This window comes from Catenibacterium faecis, from assembly GCF_014306455.1.
In the GTDB taxonomy this organism is placed as follows: Bacteria; Bacillota_I; Bacilli_A; order Erysipelotrichales; family Coprobacillaceae; genus Catenibacterium; species Catenibacterium mitsuoka_A.
Genome location: NZ_JACRWG010000028.1, coordinates 1 through 18,213, shown reverse-complemented (window position 1 = coordinate 18,213; position 18,213 = coordinate 1). Strand labels below are relative to the sequence as shown.

The window sequence follows — 18,213 nt, the reverse complement described above, 5'->3', positions numbered from 1 at the left end:
ACTGATTCACTTCAGTGTCTTTTTTTGTATATAAGATTTATGCTATAATGGGTGGGTAAAAAATGGAGATGATTATATGTTAATAAGCGAAATTATTGAGGCAACAAACGGAAAACTCTTAAATGGTCACTTAGATGACCAGGTGAATGGCTTTACACAGGATACACGTGTTATTCAGCCAGGAAACCTATATATCCCTCTAGTAGGTATTAAAGATGGGCATGACTATATCCCACAGGCTTTTAAAAATGGTGCAACAGCCACTTTGACAAGCCATCCTATAGAAGATGATGTACATAATGTGATTCTAGTAGAAGATACAATGAAGGCATTAGGTGATTTAGCACGTTATGTACGTGTGCATTCTCATGCAAAGGTTGTAGGAATCACTGGTTCAGCAGGGAAAACAAGTACTAAAGATATGATTGCGAGTGTTATTTCCCAGCAATATACTACATTAAAAACACAGGGTAACTTCAATAATAATATTGGTTTACCTCTAACTATTCTTCGTTATAATGGTGAAGAAGTCATGGTTATTGAAATGGGTATGAACCATTTAGAAGAAATCGATTATTTAACTAAGATTGCATTACCTGATATTGCAGCAATCACAAATATTGGTACAGCACATATTGGTGAACTTGGTTCGAGAGAAAATATCTTACAGGCCAAGATGGAAATCATACATGGTATGAACCATGGTACTTTGGTAGTCAATAACGATAATGATTTACTATCTACAGTTCATCCTGAAGGAATCTCTTTAAAAACAATTGGCATTGAAAGTGATGCAGATTTAAAAGCAACTGATATTATCTTGAATGAAGATATGTCATCATTTAGAGTAAAGGTAGATGGGCAGGATTATGGTGTAAGAGTCTATGTACCAGGTGTACATTTTATCTTCAATGCATTAATTGCGATTCAGGTTGGTTTATTATTAGATATTCCAATGGAAAAATGTATCAAGGGTATTGAAACATTTGAACTCACTAAGAATAGAAATGATATCTTAACACTTGATCGTCATATCCGTGTGATTGATGGTACGTATAATGCGAATCTTGATTCTATGAAATCAAGTATTGATGTATTATCAGGCTATGCAGGCCGTAAAATTGCAGTATTAGGGGATATGTTAGAGCTTGGTGATTATGAAGAAACACTTCATCGTGCTGTAGGTGCACATTTACTTAAAAAGAATATTGATTTAGTCTTGACTGTAGGACCTGCTGCGCGTTATATTTCAGACGAAGTAAATAAAGCAAAACCAGGCCTTGCTTATCATTTTGATGATAATGCCTCTTTAAGTGCTTATTTACAGGAATGTCTAGAAGAAAATGATGTTGTTCTAGTCAAGGCTTCTAATGGTATGCATTTAAAAGAAGTCATTAATGATTTAAAGGAGAATAATTAAGATGAAGTTATTATTAGTATGTGGTGGACAGTCTACAGAACATGCTGTTAGCCGTATGTCATGTGTGAATATCTATAAAAATTGTGATAAGAGTAAATATGATATTAAAGTTGCAGGTATTACAAAAGAAGGAGAATGGTATGATTTAGTTTCTACTGATTTCTCTAGTGATAACTGGTTAGAAGGTGCTACAAAGATCAATGATCATTTCACTTTCTTAAAATCATTTGATGTTGTATTCCCTGTATTACATGGACAGTTTGGTGAAGATGGTACTATCCAGGGCTTATTAGAAATGGCTCAGGTGCCATATGTTGGATGCCGTGTGATGGCATCTTGTACTGCAATGGATAAGATTTATGCAAAGAAACTATTTGATCAGGCTAATATTCCTCAGGTGCCTTCTCTATATGTCAAGAAGAGATATGATGATAAATTAGTTGTAGTAGATAATGAAGGTAGAGAAAGCTTTAATGTAGAAATGGAAATCTATACACACTTAGGATTCCCTTGCTTTGTAAAGGCTAGCCGTTCTGGCTCAAGTGTAGGCTGTTATAAGGTTAATACTTTAACTGATTTACTACCAAAACTTCATGAAGCAGCATCTTATGACCGTCATGTTGTTGTAGAAAAAGCTATTAATGCGACAGAATTAGAATGTGCTGTCATTGGTAATGATGATATCAGTGCATCACGTGTAGGACAGATTTTACCACATGGTGAATTCTATACATATGAATCTAAATATGAAGATGAACAGAGTGCAACATGCATTCCTGCAAGAGTAGATCAGTCTATCCAGGATTATATCAGACAGGCTGCTGTTAAGGCATTTAAAGCAGTAGATGGTACAGGTTTAGCTAGATGTGACTTCTTCTATGATAACGATACAGGAAACGTTTATTTAAATGAAATCAATACTATGCCTGGCTTTACTAATATCTCTATGTATCCTCAATTAATGAAGGATGCTGGACTAGATACACCAGCTCTTATTGATGAATTAATCAAGCTTGCATTACAGAGATAAGATGTCGAAAGACATCTTTTTTTATATCCTGTAGAGATAAATAATTATCACAATAATAAACATTTTGCGAAGTAAATATAAAAATGTCTGTAATAAAAAACAATGAAAAAAATATTGAATATTACAATAAAATTTATATAGTTCATTACAAGAAACCGCTTATAAAACTGATTATCCGATAAATAATTAATATAATTAGGAAAATTAGGAAAAAAGTGAAAAAGTTTGTTGACATGTCTAAGCGAGAAGTATATGATAAACACAACAACCCGAAAGAAAACGACTTTGATAGGAACTAGTAGGGGAATGATGAAAGCGCAGAGAGGTTCTGGCTGGTGTAAAGAACTGTTTGATCATCTTTGAACTCATCCTTGAGTGGAGCACTGAATTAAGTAGGCTGCTACGGTAATTGCGACCGTTATCTCGCTAGAGTATGTACTTTATATATAAAGCGTACTCGATAAGGTTGATATTGTGAGATATCAATAAATTGAGGTGGAACCACGAAGAATTATTCTCTCGTCCTCTTACACTAGTAAGGACGAGGGCTTTTTTTATAGGTTGGAAAGGAGAATAAACAATTATGATGAATTACCAAAAGTACAAGAGATTTGAAACAGTGAGCTTGAAAGACCGCACATGGCCAGATAAGACAATTGAAAAAGCACCTATCTGGTGTTCAGTAGATTTACGTGATGGTAACCAGGCATTAGTAACACCAATGAATATTCAGGAAAAGGTGAAGATGTTCAAGTTATTAGTAGAACTTGGATTCAAAGAAATTGAAGTAGGATTCCCTTCAGCTTCACAGATTGAATATGACTTCTTAAGATTATTGATTGAAGAAAACCTCATTCCTGATGATGTCACTGTTCAGGTATTAACTCAGTGCCGTGAACACTTAATTAAGAGAACATTTGAAGCCCTTGATGGATTAGATCGCGCTATTGTGCATATTTATAATTCAACAAGTATCCTTCAAAGAGATGTTGTCTTCAACAAAGATAAAGATGAAATTAAGAAGATTGCGACAGATGGCTGTGCTCTTGTAAAGAAGTTATGTAATAACTTTAAAGGTCAAGTCATTCTTGAATATTCACCTGAAAGCTTTACTGGTACAGAAATGGATTATGCAGTAGAAGTAGTCGATGCAGTCTTAGATGTATGGGGTGCTTCTAAAGATAATAAAGTGATTGTGAATCTTCCTTCAACTGTAGAAATGGATACACCAAATGTCTTTGCAGATCAGGTTGAATATGTATGTAGAAACCTAAAAGATCGTGAAAGAGCTATTATCTCAGTTCATCCACATAATGATAGAGGATGTGGTGTTGCTGCAACAGAACTTGCATTAATGGCAGGGGCTGATCGAGTAGAAGGTACATTATTTGGAAATGGTGAAAGAACAGGTAACGTAGATATCGTCACTGTTGCATTAAATATGTATACACATGGTGTCAATCCAGAACTTGACTTCACACAGATGAATGATATCAAGCATACTTATGAAGAATGTACAAAGATGGAAGTTAATCCTCGTTCTCCATATGCTGGTCAGTTAGTCTTCACAGCATTCTCTGGAAGCCATCAAGATGCTATTAATAAAGGTATTCATAAATATCATGAAAGACATCAGAAACAATGGGAAGTTCCTTACTTACCAATTGACCCAGCTGATTTAAATAGACAATATGAACCAATCGTTCGTATTAACTCTCAATCAGGTAAAGGTGGTGTGGCCTTCGTTATGGATACAGTCTTTGGTTATCATTTACCTAAACCATTACAGGGTGACTTCGCAAAGATTGTACAGAACATCTCTGAAGCAGAAGGTGAAGTATCACCAGAAAGAATCTATGATACATTCAGAAATGAATATATTGAGAACGAAGAACCATTCCAGTTCATTTATCAGAAGCTAACAGATATCTCAGAAGATACAGAAAATGAATTTGAAAGAAAAGTAGAATTAACAATTCGTGATCATGGTGAAGAACGTACAATTATTGGTTATGGCAATGGTCCAATTGATGCAGTTAAGAATGCTTTCAATGATAATGGATACCATTATATTCACTTATTAGATTACTCAGAACACGCATTAACATCTGGTTCAAGTGCTAAAGCTGCTGCTTATGTACAACTTAGAGCAAAAGGTACATCTATTATTGAATGGGGTGTAGGTGTTCATCCAAATATTACAACTGCAACTATTAAAGCAATTATTTCAGCAATGAATAGAATACATAAAGATATGAGGGAGGCCGCTTAATGGAAAGACTTGTCCTGTCTATTCTAGTTGATAATACAGCCGGCGTATTAAGCCGTGTGGCTGGATTATTCTCTAGAAGAGGCTACAACATTGATTCATTGACCGTTGGGGAAACAAATGATCCAACAGTCTCACGTATGACAGTATCTGCAAGAGGAGAACCAGCCACTCTTGCACAGATTAAGAAGCAGTTAAGAAAGCTGGAAGATGTAATTGAAATATTTCCGTTAGATGATGACCATTCAGTCTATCGTGAATTGGTGCTTATTAAGGTAGAAGCAGACCACTCACAAAGACCTGATATTGTGTCAATTGTTAATATATTTAGAGCGCAGATTGTAGATGTTGCGCCAAATTCACTCGTTGTGGAAGTAACAGGTGATGAAAGTAAGATCAATGGTATTCTCACAATGTTAGATACGTTCAATATCACTGAAATCGTCCGTACTGGTATTGCTGGCATCGGAAGAGGACTAGATGATTTTGATATAGAAAAGATGAAAGCTAAGAAAAATAGGGGGTAATTAAATATGGCTAAAATCTATTACAACACAGACTGTGATTTATCTTTATTAGATGGTAGAAAGGTTGCTATCATCGGTTATGGTTCTCAGGGACATGCACATGCATTAAACCTTAAAGAATCTGGAGTAGACGTTGTTGTTGGTCTATACGAAGGTTCTAAGTCTTGGAAGAAAGCAGAAGAACAGGGACTTAAGGTTATGACATCTGCTGATGCAGCTGCTTGGGCAGATATCATCATGGTATTAATTCCTGATGAATTACAGGCTAAGCTTTATAAAGAAGCTATCGAACCAAACTTAAACGAAGGCGATATGTTAATGTTCGCTCATGGTTTCAATATTCATTTCAATCAGATCGTTCCACCAAAGAACGTTGATGTAACTATGATCGCTCCAAAGGCTCCAGGTCATACAGTACGTTCAGAATACCAGGCAGGTAAAGGTACTCCTTGTCTAGTAGCAGTTGAACAGGATTATACTGGTAAGGCTCATGATTATGCATTAGCTTATGGTGCTGCAATCGGTGGTGCAAGAGCTGGTCTATTAGATACTACATTCAGAACTGAAACTGAAACAGACTTATTTGGTGAACAGGCCGTTCTTTGTGGTGGTGTATGTCAGTTAATGCAGACTGGTTTCGAAGTATTAGTAGAAGCTGGTTACGATCCAAAGAATGCATACTTTGAATGTATCCATGAAATGAAGTTAATCGTAGACTTAATCTACCAGTCAGGTTTCGAAGGTATGAGAAAATCTATTTCTAATACTGCAGAATATGGTGACTATATCACTGGTCCTAAATTAATCACTGAAGACACTAAGAAAGCAATGAAGAAAGTATTAGCTGATATCCAGGATGGTTCATTCGCTAAAGAATTCTTACTTGAAATGTCAGCAGCAGGTGGACAGGCTCACTTCAAAGCAATGAGACAGTTACACAATGAACATGAATGTGAAAAAGTAGGTGCTGATATCCGTTCATTATATTCTTGGTCTGATGAAGATAAGCTTTTAAATAACTAATCACTAAGCAACACACACTTTGTGTGTTGTAACGAGGAAGTACATTCGTACTTTCTCGTTACAACATTCAAAAATAACTTGAGGAGGAAAATATAAGTAACAAAATATATTGACTATTGTGATTAAATGTGTTCAGATACCCGCAAAGGAGAGCATTAAAATGAACACATCAAATATCACGAATTTTAAACAAACTGATTTTATTGACTTTTAGGCGTATCTGTTAAGATATTATAACGGTGAGATAGAGAAGGAACTTTAAAGGCAAACCGAACCCAAACTAATAGGCATTATTATACTTATAATCGTCATTTACTAAATCGAGTTACATTTTCAAGATAGTTTTGTAACGCAAAAGAATTATTGTAGATCTGTGTTTTGAAAATTATGGAGAGCGTGTAACGATTTATTAGATGGAGTAATGGAAAAAAATCAAAACTATAATTTGAATACCCACAAACCACAGGTTAGTGAAAATTAAATTTTATTAACGCCTATTAAACGGCGTTCTTGAAGCTGAACTGAATACATGGATTTTCTATTTGTACTATAATTAGATTAGAAATCAGATGGAGAACTCAAGTAGGATATTGTTTCAACACTTCATGTGTTTTCCTGCAGGTTGCAATGGGCTTCGTAAGTATAAAAAACAGATAGAAAGGGATGAGGAAATTGCTGAAGAGCTTCAAGACGGAAATAAATCCGACAGAGGAGCAGAAAGTCAAAATTCGTAAAACAATAGGTACTTGCAGATTTATCTATAACTTCTATCTTGCTCATAATAAGGAACTTTATGAAAGTGGCAAAAAGTTTATGAGCAGCAGCCAATTCAGAGTATGGCTAAACAATGAGTATCTTCCAAGCCATCCAGAATATTCCTGGATCAAGGAAGCTTATTCAAAATCGGTAACACAGGCAGTAAATGACGGACAGATTGCATTTAAAAGATTCTTTGATCACAAGAGTGCCTTTCCAAAATTTAAGAAAAAAGGCAAATCTAATGTGAAAATGTACTTTGTAAGGAATAATCCAAAAGATTGCCAATGTGAAAGACATAGAATCAAGATTCCGTCACTTGGGTGGGTGCGCATCAAAGAAAAAGGATATATTCCCACAACAAAGGATGGATATGTAATTAAGAGCGGTCATGTCTCAATAAAAGCTGACAGATACTATGTTTCAGTTCTTATAGAAATCCCAGATAGAAGAACAGCCAATAATTCCAGTAAAGGAATTGGTATTGACCTTGGATTAAAGGACTTTGCGATTGTTTCTAATGGAAAAACTTATAAGAACATCAACAAATCTGCAAAATTAAGGAAGCTTGAAAAAAAGCTTATTCGAGAACAGAGAAGTCTTTCTCGAAAGTATGAAAATATAAAGAAAGGAGAGTCCACTCAAAAAAGAAATATACAAAAACAAAAGCTTAAGATACAGAAACTTCATCATAGAATTGACAATATTCGTACTGATTACATCAATAATACAATCGCAGAGATAGTGAAAACCAAGCCATCTCATATAACGATTGAAGATCTAAACGTATCAGGAATGATGAAGAACAGACATCTTTCAAAGGCAGTTGCTTCGCAGAAGTTTTATGAATTTAAAAGAAAGCTTCAAGCTAAATGCAAGGAAAACGGAATCGAACTTCGAATAGTAGATAGATGGTTTCCATCATCTAAGACATGTCACTGCTGCAAAAGTATCAAGAAAGATTTAAAGCTTTCAGATAGACTTTTCAGATGTGATTGTGGATATATCGAAGACAGAGATTTCAATGCTGCACTTAATCTGAGAGATGCTACAACTTACGAAGTTGCATAAATGAACGCAAACGTAGGTATGTACCGAAGGCTATTTCGGGAATTTACGACTATGGAGTGTACTTGAACTTGTGAGTAGATATGATTTCGGTCAATCAAAAGCATACACGATGACATAGTAAGTAATGTTCGTGAGAACTTACATTATCTCGATGTGAGTATATTTAATCACATTTTGAGTGGCAGGATTATATATAATGGGAATGACAATGACGCAGAAGATCTTAGCTGATCATGCGGGAGTAAAAGAAGTTCATGCAGGTGAATTAATTGAAGCAAATGTAGATATAGTAATGGCAAATGATATTACAGGACCTATGGCTTTACCAATCTTTAAGAAAATGGCTGATAAGGTCTTTGATAAAAATAAGGTTGTCTTAGTGCCAGATCACTTTACACCTAATAAAGATATTAAATCTGCAGAGAACTCTAAAGCAATCAGAGAATTCTCTCGTGAGCAGGGATTAACACATCATATGGAACAGGGTAAATGTGGTGTAGAACATGCCATTTTACCTGAAAGCGGCATTGTTGTGGCAGGAGATGCTGTCATTGGTGCAGACTCACATACTTGTACTTATGGGGCTATTGGTGCTTTCTCTACAGGTGTAGGAACAACTGATATTGCGACAGGTATGGCGACTGGACAGTTATGGTTCAAGGTACCTTCAGCCATTAAATTTAATCTTCATGGCAAATTACCAAAATACGTATCTGGTAAGGATGTTATTTTACATATTATTGGGCGTATTGGTGTAGATGGTGCTTTATATAAATCAATGGAATTTACTGGTGAGGGTGTCAAAGAATTATCTATGGCAGATCGTTTCACTATTTGTAATATGGCTATTGAAGCAGGTGCTAAGAATGGTATCTTCCCTGTTGATGAAGCCGCTATTGAATACTTAGATAAACATGCTAAACGTGAATATAAGATCTATGAAGCAGATGAAGATGCTGAATATGAAGAAGTGGTAGATGTAGACTTATCTGCTATTAGACCAACTGTTGCTTTCCCTCATCTTCCAGGTAATGCGAAGACAGTGGATGAAATTGAAGCAATGGATAAAATCTATATTGATCAGGTTGTTATTGGTTCATGTACAAATGGTCGTATGGAAGACTTAAGAAAAGCAGCCGCTATTCTTAAAGGTAAGAAAGTAGCTGATAATGTGAGAGTGATGGTTGTACCAGCCACTCAGAAGATTTACTTACAGTGTATCCTAGAAGGTATTCTTGAAACATTTGTAGAAGCAGGATGTGCTGTCAATACACCAAGCTGTGGTCCATGTATGGGTGGTCATATGGGTGTACTTGCGAAAGGTGAAAAGTGTGTTTCTACTACAAATAGAAACTTCGTTGGACGTATGGGTGATGTAGAATCATTAATTTATCTTGCATCTCCTGAAACAGCAGCTGCAAGTGCGATTGCAGGTTATATCGCAAATCCAGAAAAATTCGGAGGTAATAACTAATGGAAGCTAAAGGTAGAGTATTTAAATATGGTGATAACGTTGATACAGACGTTATTATTCCAGCAAGATATCTTAATTCATTTGATGCCAAAGAATTAGCTACTCACGCTATGGTGGATTTAGATCCTACATTTGTAGAAAGAGTTCAGCCTGGTGATATTATTGTCGCAAAGAAGAACTTTGGTTGTGGTTCATCAAGAGAACATGCCCCTCTTGCATTAAAGACAGCAGGTGTTTCATGTGTTATCGCAAAAAGCTTTGCACGTATCTTCTATCGTAACTCTATTAATATCGGTTTTGCGATTCTTGAATGTCCAGAAGCCGTAGATGGTATTGATGATGGCGATGAAGTAAAAGTAGATTATGAAACAGGTAAGATTTATAACCTCACTAAGAATACAGAATATCAGGGTCAGCCTTTCCCAGCGTTCATGCAGAAGATTATTGAACAGGGTGGTCTTGTAAACTACGTCAATAATAAGAAAGGATAGAGGATATGGAAAAGAATATTGCGGTTATTAAAGGTGATGGAATCGGTCCTGAAATTGTGAATGAAGCAATTAAGGTACTTGATGCCATCGCAAAGAAATATAATCATACATTCAACTATAAGAATATCCTCATGGGAGGCTGTTCTATTGATGCTTATGGAGTCCCATTAACTGATGAGGCATTAGAAGTCGCAAAAAACAGTGATGCTGTATTATTAGGTTCTATTGGGGGAGATACTAATACATCTCCATGGTATAAATTAGATCCTACATTAAGACCAGAAGCAGGATTATTAAAGATTAGAAAAGAATTAGGTTTATTCGCAAACTTAAGACCTGCTTATTTATATAAAGAACTTGCAGGTGCATGTCCATTAAAGGAAAGCATATCAGAAGCAGGCTTTGATATGATTATCGTAAGAGAATTGACTGGTGGCTTATATTTTGGTGAAAGAAATACAAAAGAAATCAATGGTGAATTAGTAGCTCATGATAATCTTGTTTATTCAGAACATGAAATTAGACGTATCGCACAAAGAGGATTTGAAATTGCGATGAAACGTGGTAAGAAACTTACAAGTGTGGATAAAGCCAATGTTTTAGATACATCTCGCTTATGGCGTAAGATTGTGAATGAAGTGGCTCAGGATTTCCCAAAAGTAAAAGTAGAACATATGCTTGTAGATAACTGTGCCATGCAGTTAGTTAAAGATCCAGCACAGTTTGATGTGGTCCTCACTGAGAATATGTTTGGGGATATCTTAAGTGATGAAGCATCTATGGTTACTGGTTCTATTGGTATGTTATCAAGTGCTTCACTTCGTGAAGACAGTCTAGGTATGTATGAACCAAGCCATGGCAGTGCACCTGATATCGCAGGACAGAATATTGCAAATCCACTTGCGACTATCTTAAGTGCTGCTATGATGCTACGTTATTCATTTGATATGGATGAAGAAGCAGCATGTATTGAAAAAGCAGTAGAAAAGGTTCTTGCGGATAATATCCGTACTGTTGATATTTATAAAGAAGGAATGACAAAAGTATCTACATCACAGATGGGTGATGCTGTAGTAGAAAGACTTTAGGAGGCTAATATGAGAAGTGATAATGTAAAAAAGGGAGTAGAACGTGCACCTCATCGTTCACTCTTTAATGCCTTAGGCATGACAGAAGAAGAATTAGAAAGACCTCTAATCGGGGTAGTTTGTTCATATAATGAAATCGTTCCTGGTCATATGAATCTAGATAAGATCAGTGAAGCAGTTAAGAAAGGTGTTTATTTAGCTGGTGGTGTACCAGTTGAAGTACCTGCGATTGCAGTATGTGATGGTATTGCGATGAACCATACAGGTATGAAATATTCACTTGTTACAAGAGAACTCATTGCAGATAGTACAGAATGTCTTGCGACAGCACATCAGTTTGATGGACTTGTTATGATCCCTAACTGTGATAAAAACGTCCCAGGCTTATTAATGGCAGCGGCTCGTTTAAATATTCCAACTATCTTTGTATCAGGTGGACCAATGCTTGCAGGTAAGAAATTAAATGGTAAGAAGACTTGTCTTTCTTCACTATTTGAAGCCGTTGGTCAATATAATGCAGGTACTCTAGATGCTGCTCATCTTGAAGAATTTGAAGAAAAAGCATGTCCAACATGTGGTTCATGTTCAGGTATGTATACAGCGAACTCTATGAACTGTTTAACAGAAGCACTCGGTATGGGTCTTCGTGGTAATGGAACTATTCCAGCTGTTTATTCAGCACGTATCAGACTTGCAAAACATGCTGGTATGAAGATCATGGAATTAGTAGAAAAGAACATCAAACCAAGAGATATCATGACTCCTGCTGCCTTCAAGAATGCGATGACAGTGGACATGGCTTTAGGATGTTCTACAAACTCAATGCTTCATTTACCAGCTATCGCACATGAAGCAGGTGTTGAATTAAATCTTGAAATTGCGAATGAAATTTCTAAATATACACCAAACCTTTGCCACTTAGCACCAGCAGGTTCTACATTTATGGAAGATTTAGATGATGCTGGTGGAGTATATGCAGTCATGAATGAACTTGATTCATTAGGTATCTTAGATACAACAGGTATCACATGTACTGGTAAGACTATTAAAGAAAATATTGCAGGATGTGTAAACTTAGATCCAGAAATCATCCGTCCTGTTGATAACCCTTATATGAAAACAGGTGGTATTGCAGTATTAAAGGGTAATATTGCACCTGATAGCTGTGTCGTTAAGGCAGCTGCAGTCGCACCTGAAATGATGACACATACTGGACCAGCAAGAGTATTTGATAGTGAAGATGATGCAATCAAGGCAATTCGTGCTGGTAAGATTGTTAAGGGTGATGTTGTTGTTATTCGTTATGAAGGTCCTAAAGGTGGTCCTGGTATGAGAGAAATGTTATCTCCTACAAGTGAAATCGCTGGTATGGGACTTGATAAAGATGTTGCATTAATTACAGATGGTCGTTTCTCAGGAGCAACTAGAGGGGCGTCTATTGGACATGTATCTCCTGAAGCAGCAGTAGGAGGACCTATCGCTTTAATTGAAGAAGGAGATATGATCTCTATTGATATTCCAAATAATAAGATTAATGTAGCTGTAGATGATGCTACATTAGAAGCACGTCGTGCTAAATGGCAGCCAAGAGAACCTCGTATCACTACAGGTTACTTAAGACGTTATGCTGCTCAGGTAACAAGTGCCAATACAGGTGCTGTATTACAGCCAAATGATAAGTAAAGGGGGAGAATCCAAAAATGTTAATGAAAGGATCGGACATTGTAGTAGAAAGCCTTCTTGAACAGGGCGTTGATACTATCTTTGGCTATCCAGGAGGGGCAATCCTAGAAGTCTATGATAGTTTATATAAGTATCAGGATAAGATTCACCATGTCCTTACATCTCATGAACAAGGTGCATCTCATGCAGCCGATGGTTATGCACGTGCCACTGGTAAAGTGGGTGTCTGTATGGCAACAAGTGGACCAGGTGCCACTAACCTTGTCACAGGTATTGCGACAGCCATGATGGATTCTATTCCTTTAGTCGCTTTAACTGCCAACGTAGGTGTTAACGCCTTAGGTAAAGATGCCTTCCAGGAAATTGATATCAAGGGTGTGACTATCCCTATTACTAAACATAACTTTATTTGTAAATCACCAGAAGAATTGGCTCCAACTATTCGTAAAGCATTCCAGATTGCGAAAGAAGGACGTCCAGGTCCAGTATTAGTCGATATGACTAAGAATGCGACTGTAGGTTCATGTGAATATACTAAAAAGGTGCCAGATGTCATTGGCAGCCGTAATTATACATTCCCTACATCTTCAATTAAGAAGGCTGTAGAAATGATTGAAGCATCAGAAAAGCCATTCGTATTTGTCGGTGGTGGATGTATTGCCTCTCAGGCAAGTGCACCTTTAAAAGAATTTGTAGAAAAAATCGATGCACCAGTGACTGATACATTAATGGGTAAAGGGGCATATGACGGCACTAATCCACGTTATGCAGGAATGCTTGGTATGCATGGGACTAAAGCAAGTAATATCGGTGTATCAGAATGTGACTTATTGATTGCGATTGGTGTACGTTTCAGTGACCGTATTACTGGTAATGTGGATACATTTGCGAAGAATGCGAAGATTATTCATATTGATGTCGATGATGCAGAAATCGATAAGAATGTGCCTGTTGATTTAGGTATTGTCGGAGATGCAAAAGATGTTATTGAAGCTATTAATTTAACTTTAACACAACAGAATCATCCAGGATGGATGAAGGAAGTTCGTACATTAAAGGATCGTTATCCTTTAACTTATGATCAGTCTAGATTAACTGGTCCATATGTGATTGAACAGATTGATAACTTCACTGATTCTCAGGCTATTATCACAACTGAAGTAGGTCAGAACCAGATGTGGGCAGCACAGTACTATCACTATAGACGTCCTAGACAGTTCTTAAGTTCTGGTGGACTTGGTACTATGGGTTATGGACTAGGTGCTGCAATAGGAGCTAAATATGGCTGTCCTAATCAGTTAGTATTCAATATTGCAGGTGATGGATGTTTCCGTATGAACCTTAATGAACTCGCTACTGCATCACGTTACAATATCCCAATTATTGAAGTAGTACTTAATAACCATGTACTTGGAATGGTAAGACAGTGGCAGACATTATTCTATGGTGAACGCTATAGTGCAACAGTACTTCATGATAAGGTAGACTTCTGTAAGGTAGCAGAAGGATTAGGCTGTAAAGCTATCCGTGTCACTAAGAAAGAAGAAGTGATGCCTGCTTTACAGGAAGCAGTGGATTATCATGGTCCAGTTGTTATTGAATGTATCATTGATGATGATGACAAGGTATTCCCAATGGTTGCACCAGGAAGCTCTATTGCGGAAGTATTTGATGAAGCAGATATTAATAAGTAATTAAAAAGGCTGTTAAACTAATGAGAGTTCGAAAGATATACTATCTCATTAGCATTTACAGCCTTTTTACATGTCTAATTCTTCAAACACCTTTTACCTCACCATAAGTTGGAAGATTGTTTATTCTGCCAGTACTTGTCCACGTATTGGCTTCCATTGTGACCAAAGAAATACAAATTGTTATTATTCTTTTTCGTTTCGTATCTTTCTTCTTTCATGTTTTATGAAAAATAAATACAGTATTGGAATATAGAGGATGATACCAATTGGTAATACATTAAAAAAATCATATTGTAAAAAAGTGATAGAGGTTAATATAGATGATAAATGACACAAATCTCCACTATATACATAAAATGAATGATAAGTAGTGAGTATTGTAATAAAGAATACAGAATAATAAAATAAAATTATTTTATCTAATAATGTAATATCAAATAAGCGTACACTCATTTTATAATAGGTAAAGAATAGAATGAGTAATAGTAAGCTGCTAGCCAACAGAATTTTTGAAAAAATATTAAATTGAATAAGGTAATCTGTTTGATCAATTACAGCTCCGGGAGATATGTATGCAGTAAAATGTTTTTCTTTTAAAAATATAGAAACGGCTATTACAATAGCAAAGAAACTTATTTTTATGATTAAATGTAATTTTTTCATCATACTAAATAGTATACTCCTTTTGATCTTATATTTGCTTGCCCTCTAATTATCTTATGATCAAGCCTTTTTTAGTGGAATAGTGATATGGATGGAGAATGTTTCTTCACTTTCTTCAATAGAACATGTTCCATTATGAAGTTCTACAATACGTTTTACACTTCTTAAACCAATCTTATTACTTTCTACTTTAGATAAGTCACTCTTCTTTTTATTGGTTAAGAGGAGATCAAAAGAATCATCAAGAGTAAGGGTCATATCTACATGTTTATCGGAATATTTATGAATATTAGAACAGAGGTTATTGATCATTCTTTTGATCATGGAGAAGTCTAAAAGGACTTCTTTTTTTATGTATTTAATGTCTTTATGAATGATAAAGCCTTCTAATTCTAGATAGTTAAGATTCTCTTCTATATAGCCTAAGAGTGCTTCTGTAGACATACTTTCTAATTGAGGATGACTATTCTGTTCAAACACAAGTGAATAAGCAAATGTCTTATTAGACAATTCTTTGATTTGTTCTACTTTGTCAATACATCTATGTAAGTAGTTATCCATCTGTTCCTGATCTTTGAAACAATGCAAGGCAAGAATATCCAGATAACCTCTTAAACTTGTGAGAGGAGTTCTTAAGTCATGTGACATGGCAGTAATCAAATCATGATGTGTCTGTTGCATTTCTTTTTCTTTCTCATAATTTTCCTCTAATGCCATTCTTAGACCATCCATTTGATGAGCAAGTACTGCAAGTTCATCACGTCCTTGAATTGTCATAGGATGAGATAAATCACCCTGGGACATATTGAGTATTTCCTGTTTTAAACATTCAATATATTTGACTTTATGACGAATAAAAAAGAAAGTAGGAAGAAGGAATGTGAGGAAAGAAGCAAACAAAGCAACATAGAAATAATACTTAATATACTTAAGCAAGTTCAGATCATATAGTTCTACTTCAGCCTTTTGATCCTTGAACTGTACAATCTTTGTATAAACCGCATTATACGCATCTGTTTCAAAGTCAGTCTGTAAGATATAAAGTGGTGTAATCACACTCACAGGTTGAGTAAGGAAATCTGCATAATTAGCGGCAACATGATATTCATTCTTATTATCATAAATATAAACAGACAAGTATGGATCTTTGGTTTTAATTAACTTCTTAACCTGCTTCTTATCCGTTAAATTTACATCTTTCGCTTTTTCTTTAAACTCTTTAAAGAACTTATTTCTCTTATCCTTAATACCAGCAACTTCATCTATAAAACTATAATAGTGAGGAATCTGTTCTCTAAAACAGCTATATACCAATACTGCAGACATACTTGAGGCAATTAATATAAAGAAAATCTTAGAGGCAAGACTTACATATTTCTTATTCACAATAATATCCTTTACCCCAGATTGTTTTGATATGTTCAGGATTTGTAGGATCCTTTTCAATCTTCTGTCTTAAATGTCTAATATGCACCATGATTGTATTGTTTGCCCCATAATAATATTCTTCATGCCAGATAGCTTCAAATAGCTGACTAGGAGAAATAACTTGCTGTTTATTCATTAATAAATATTCTAGAATATTATATTCTAAATCTGTTAAGTTGAGTTTCTCTCCATCTATTGATGCTGTACGTTTCGCACTATTGACTTCTATATTACCTGTCTTATATATAATCTGTTTTTCTTGTGTAGTGCTTTTACCCTGATACACATGATAGCGTCTCAGTAATGCTTTCACACGGCCATTTAACTCATTATAAGAAAATGGTTTAGTTAAGTAATCATCGCCACCACTAGAAAAACCTAATGTTTTATCACTATCCTGCCCCTTTGCAGTTAAAAAGAGAATAGGGGCTTTTGTTTTCTCTCTTAATAATACACACGCTTGATACCCATTCATCTCAGGCATCATCACATCAAGAATAATAAGATCTGTATCATCATCCACTAATTCTAATGCTTCTTTCCCATTACTTGCTTCTATGACATTATATCCTTCACTAGACAATAATACCTGGATTACTTCTCGTATATCTTTATCATCATCTACTATCATGATTTTTTCATTCATAACTATCTCCAATCCTTTGCCTTCACCCAGTTCTCATGAGGTAACATGTGTCCAAGATGATCCATAACCTTAGATTGTGAACTATACATATTTGTTAACTTCATCTTCTTCTCTAAATCACTTTGACTTATAGAATTAAGATTATGAGGCAAATTCTTCTTTCTATAATATCTGCCGAAATAGACTAACTGATTCATATCCACACGACTATCTTTACTTACTATATAAGAAGTCATCTGATGATGCGTATGACCATATTCACCATCAGGGTTATGTGTCACAACAGTTTTCCATTTCTTCTTACCTAATATATAGTGTACATCATTCTTGATATATTTTCTTGATTTATTCCAATTATCTCTCTGTCCATTTGTTTTATCTGGATAATTAAACATAACACCTGTACTACCTGTTGCCTTCATGACATTCATAAACTCTTTTCTTCTTACCTTATTATTACCATTAGTCAAACATACAACAAGATAATGTTTCTTTAAAAGATGACTGCCACCCCATATAGTTTCATCATCAGGATGTGCTACAAACATCACAGAATCTATATTCTTAAGATTTAATCCATCAATCATCTTCTTATGCTTAATTGTATGATTAGAACCAAATAATGAACTAATCATCAACAAAGAACTAATTGTCAACATTTTTAAATTATTCATATTTATCACCCATTTTTACAATATCATCTCTTTATTTAAAAAACCTTAAAAGAATTCTTAAGATTTCTTAAACATAAAATTTACAAAAATTAAGTGAATTTAAGATTTGTTTAAGTCTAAATTTAAGATTTGTTTCTTACAATAGTATCGAGGTGAAAAGTGTGAAACAAAAATCAATCAAAACGTATAAAAAAAGACAAACTTAAAAACAAGTTTGAATAATTTAGAAAAAATAGAATAGTTGAATTTTATGGTTTAGTTAATTTAGAAACGTCA

General features: G+C 35.2%; 15 protein-coding genes and 1 other annotated feature. Of the genes, 11 read left to right on the top strand and 4 right to left on the bottom strand.

What is annotated here, in order from left to right:
* Positions 1-76 precede the first annotated feature (76 nt).
* From H8909_RS07515 to ilvB, 11 genes are all read left to right on the top strand, one after another.
* Positions 77-1,420, top strand: coding sequence for a UDP-N-acetylmuramoyl-tripeptide--D-alanyl-D-alanine ligase (locus H8909_RS07515; protein ID WP_187012379.1), 1,344 nt, complete (start codon positions 77-79; stop codon positions 1,418-1,420).
* A 1-nt stretch (position 1,421) separates the two neighbouring features.
* Positions 1,422-2,450, top strand: coding sequence for a D-alanine--D-alanine ligase family protein (locus tag H8909_RS07510; RefSeq protein WP_022424402.1), 1,029 nt, complete (start codon positions 1,422-1,424; stop codon positions 2,448-2,450).
* A gap of 276 nt (positions 2,451-2,726) precedes the next feature.
* Positions 2,727-2,980, top strand: a binding site (T-box leader).
* A gap of 53 nt (positions 2,981-3,033) precedes the next feature.
* Positions 3,034-4,722 carry a 2-isopropylmalate synthase gene (leuA, locus tag H8909_RS07505; protein WP_117459693.1) on the top strand — a complete coding sequence of 563 codons (1,689 nt, stop codon included), beginning with the start codon at positions 3,034-3,036 and terminating at the stop codon, positions 4,720-4,722.
* Positions 4,722-5,246, top strand: coding sequence for an acetolactate synthase small subunit (gene ilvN, locus H8909_RS07500; protein ID WP_006505164.1), 525 nt, complete (start codon positions 4,722-4,724; stop codon positions 5,244-5,246). Before leuA ends, ilvN begins: the two co-directional genes overlap by 1 nt.
* 6 nt (positions 5,247-5,252) lie before the next feature.
* Complete coding sequence (gene ilvC / locus H8909_RS07495; RefSeq protein WP_006505165.1) at positions 5,253-6,269, top strand: ketol-acid reductoisomerase; 1,017 nt, start codon at positions 5,253-5,255, stop codon at positions 6,267-6,269.
* Between the two features lie 663 nt (positions 6,270-6,932).
* A complete protein-coding gene (locus H8909_RS07490) occupies positions 6,933-8,096 on the top strand; it encodes an RNA-guided endonuclease InsQ/TnpB family protein (RefSeq protein ID WP_187012378.1) in 1,164 nt (387 codons plus the stop codon).
* Positions 8,097-8,292: 196 nt separating this feature from the next.
* On the top strand, positions 8,293-9,570 hold the full coding sequence (gene leuC / locus H8909_RS07485) for a 3-isopropylmalate dehydratase large subunit (protein WP_187012377.1): 1,278 nt from the start codon (positions 8,293-8,295) through the stop codon (positions 9,568-9,570).
* Positions 9,570-10,061: a 3-isopropylmalate dehydratase small subunit gene (gene leuD / locus H8909_RS07480; protein ID WP_187012376.1), complete on the top strand. Its 492-nt coding sequence runs from the start codon at positions 9,570-9,572 to the stop codon at positions 10,059-10,061. Before leuC ends, leuD begins: the two co-directional genes overlap by 1 nt.
* Before the next feature lie 5 nt (positions 10,062-10,066).
* Positions 10,067-11,149: a 3-isopropylmalate dehydrogenase gene (gene leuB, locus H8909_RS07475; RefSeq protein WP_187012375.1), complete on the top strand. Its 1,083-nt coding sequence runs from the start codon at positions 10,067-10,069 to the stop codon at positions 11,147-11,149.
* Positions 11,150-11,158: 9 nt separating this feature from the next.
* Complete coding sequence (ilvD, locus tag H8909_RS07470) at positions 11,159-12,832, top strand: dihydroxy-acid dehydratase (protein ID WP_022424398.1); 1,674 nt, start codon at positions 11,159-11,161, stop codon at positions 12,830-12,832.
* 17 nt (positions 12,833-12,849) lie between these two features.
* Positions 12,850-14,526 (top strand): biosynthetic-type acetolactate synthase large subunit, encoded by a 1,677-nt coding sequence (ilvB, locus tag H8909_RS07465; RefSeq protein ID WP_187012374.1) that lies wholly within the window; start codon positions 12,850-12,852, stop codon positions 14,524-14,526.
* A 183-nt stretch (positions 14,527-14,709) separates the two neighbouring features.
* Here the strand turns inward: ilvB and H8909_RS07460 are convergent, their stop codons facing one another.
* The 4 genes from H8909_RS07460 to H8909_RS07445 are packed head-to-tail and all read right to left on the bottom strand — an operon-like array spanning position 14,710 to position 17,937.
* Positions 14,710-15,192 carry a hypothetical protein gene (locus tag H8909_RS07460; protein ID WP_187012373.1) on the bottom strand — a complete coding sequence of 161 codons (483 nt, stop codon included), beginning with the start codon at positions 15,190-15,192 and terminating at the stop codon, positions 14,710-14,712.
* 57 nt (positions 15,193-15,249) lie between these two features.
* Positions 15,250-16,575 (bottom strand): HAMP domain-containing sensor histidine kinase, encoded by a 1,326-nt coding sequence (locus tag H8909_RS13760; RefSeq protein WP_187012372.1) that lies wholly within the window; start codon positions 16,573-16,575, stop codon positions 15,250-15,252.
* Positions 16,568-17,263 carry a response regulator transcription factor gene (locus H8909_RS07450; RefSeq protein ID WP_187012371.1) on the bottom strand — a complete coding sequence of 232 codons (696 nt, stop codon included), beginning with the start codon at positions 17,261-17,263 and terminating at the stop codon, positions 16,568-16,570. The genes H8909_RS13760 and H8909_RS07450 overlap by 8 nt, the downstream gene beginning before the upstream one ends.
* A 2-nt stretch (positions 17,264-17,265) precedes the next feature.
* Positions 17,266-17,937, bottom strand: coding sequence for a PIG-L family deacetylase (locus H8909_RS07445; protein ID WP_238928245.1), 672 nt, complete (start codon positions 17,935-17,937; stop codon positions 17,266-17,268).
* Positions 17,938-18,213: the final 276 nt, after the last annotated feature.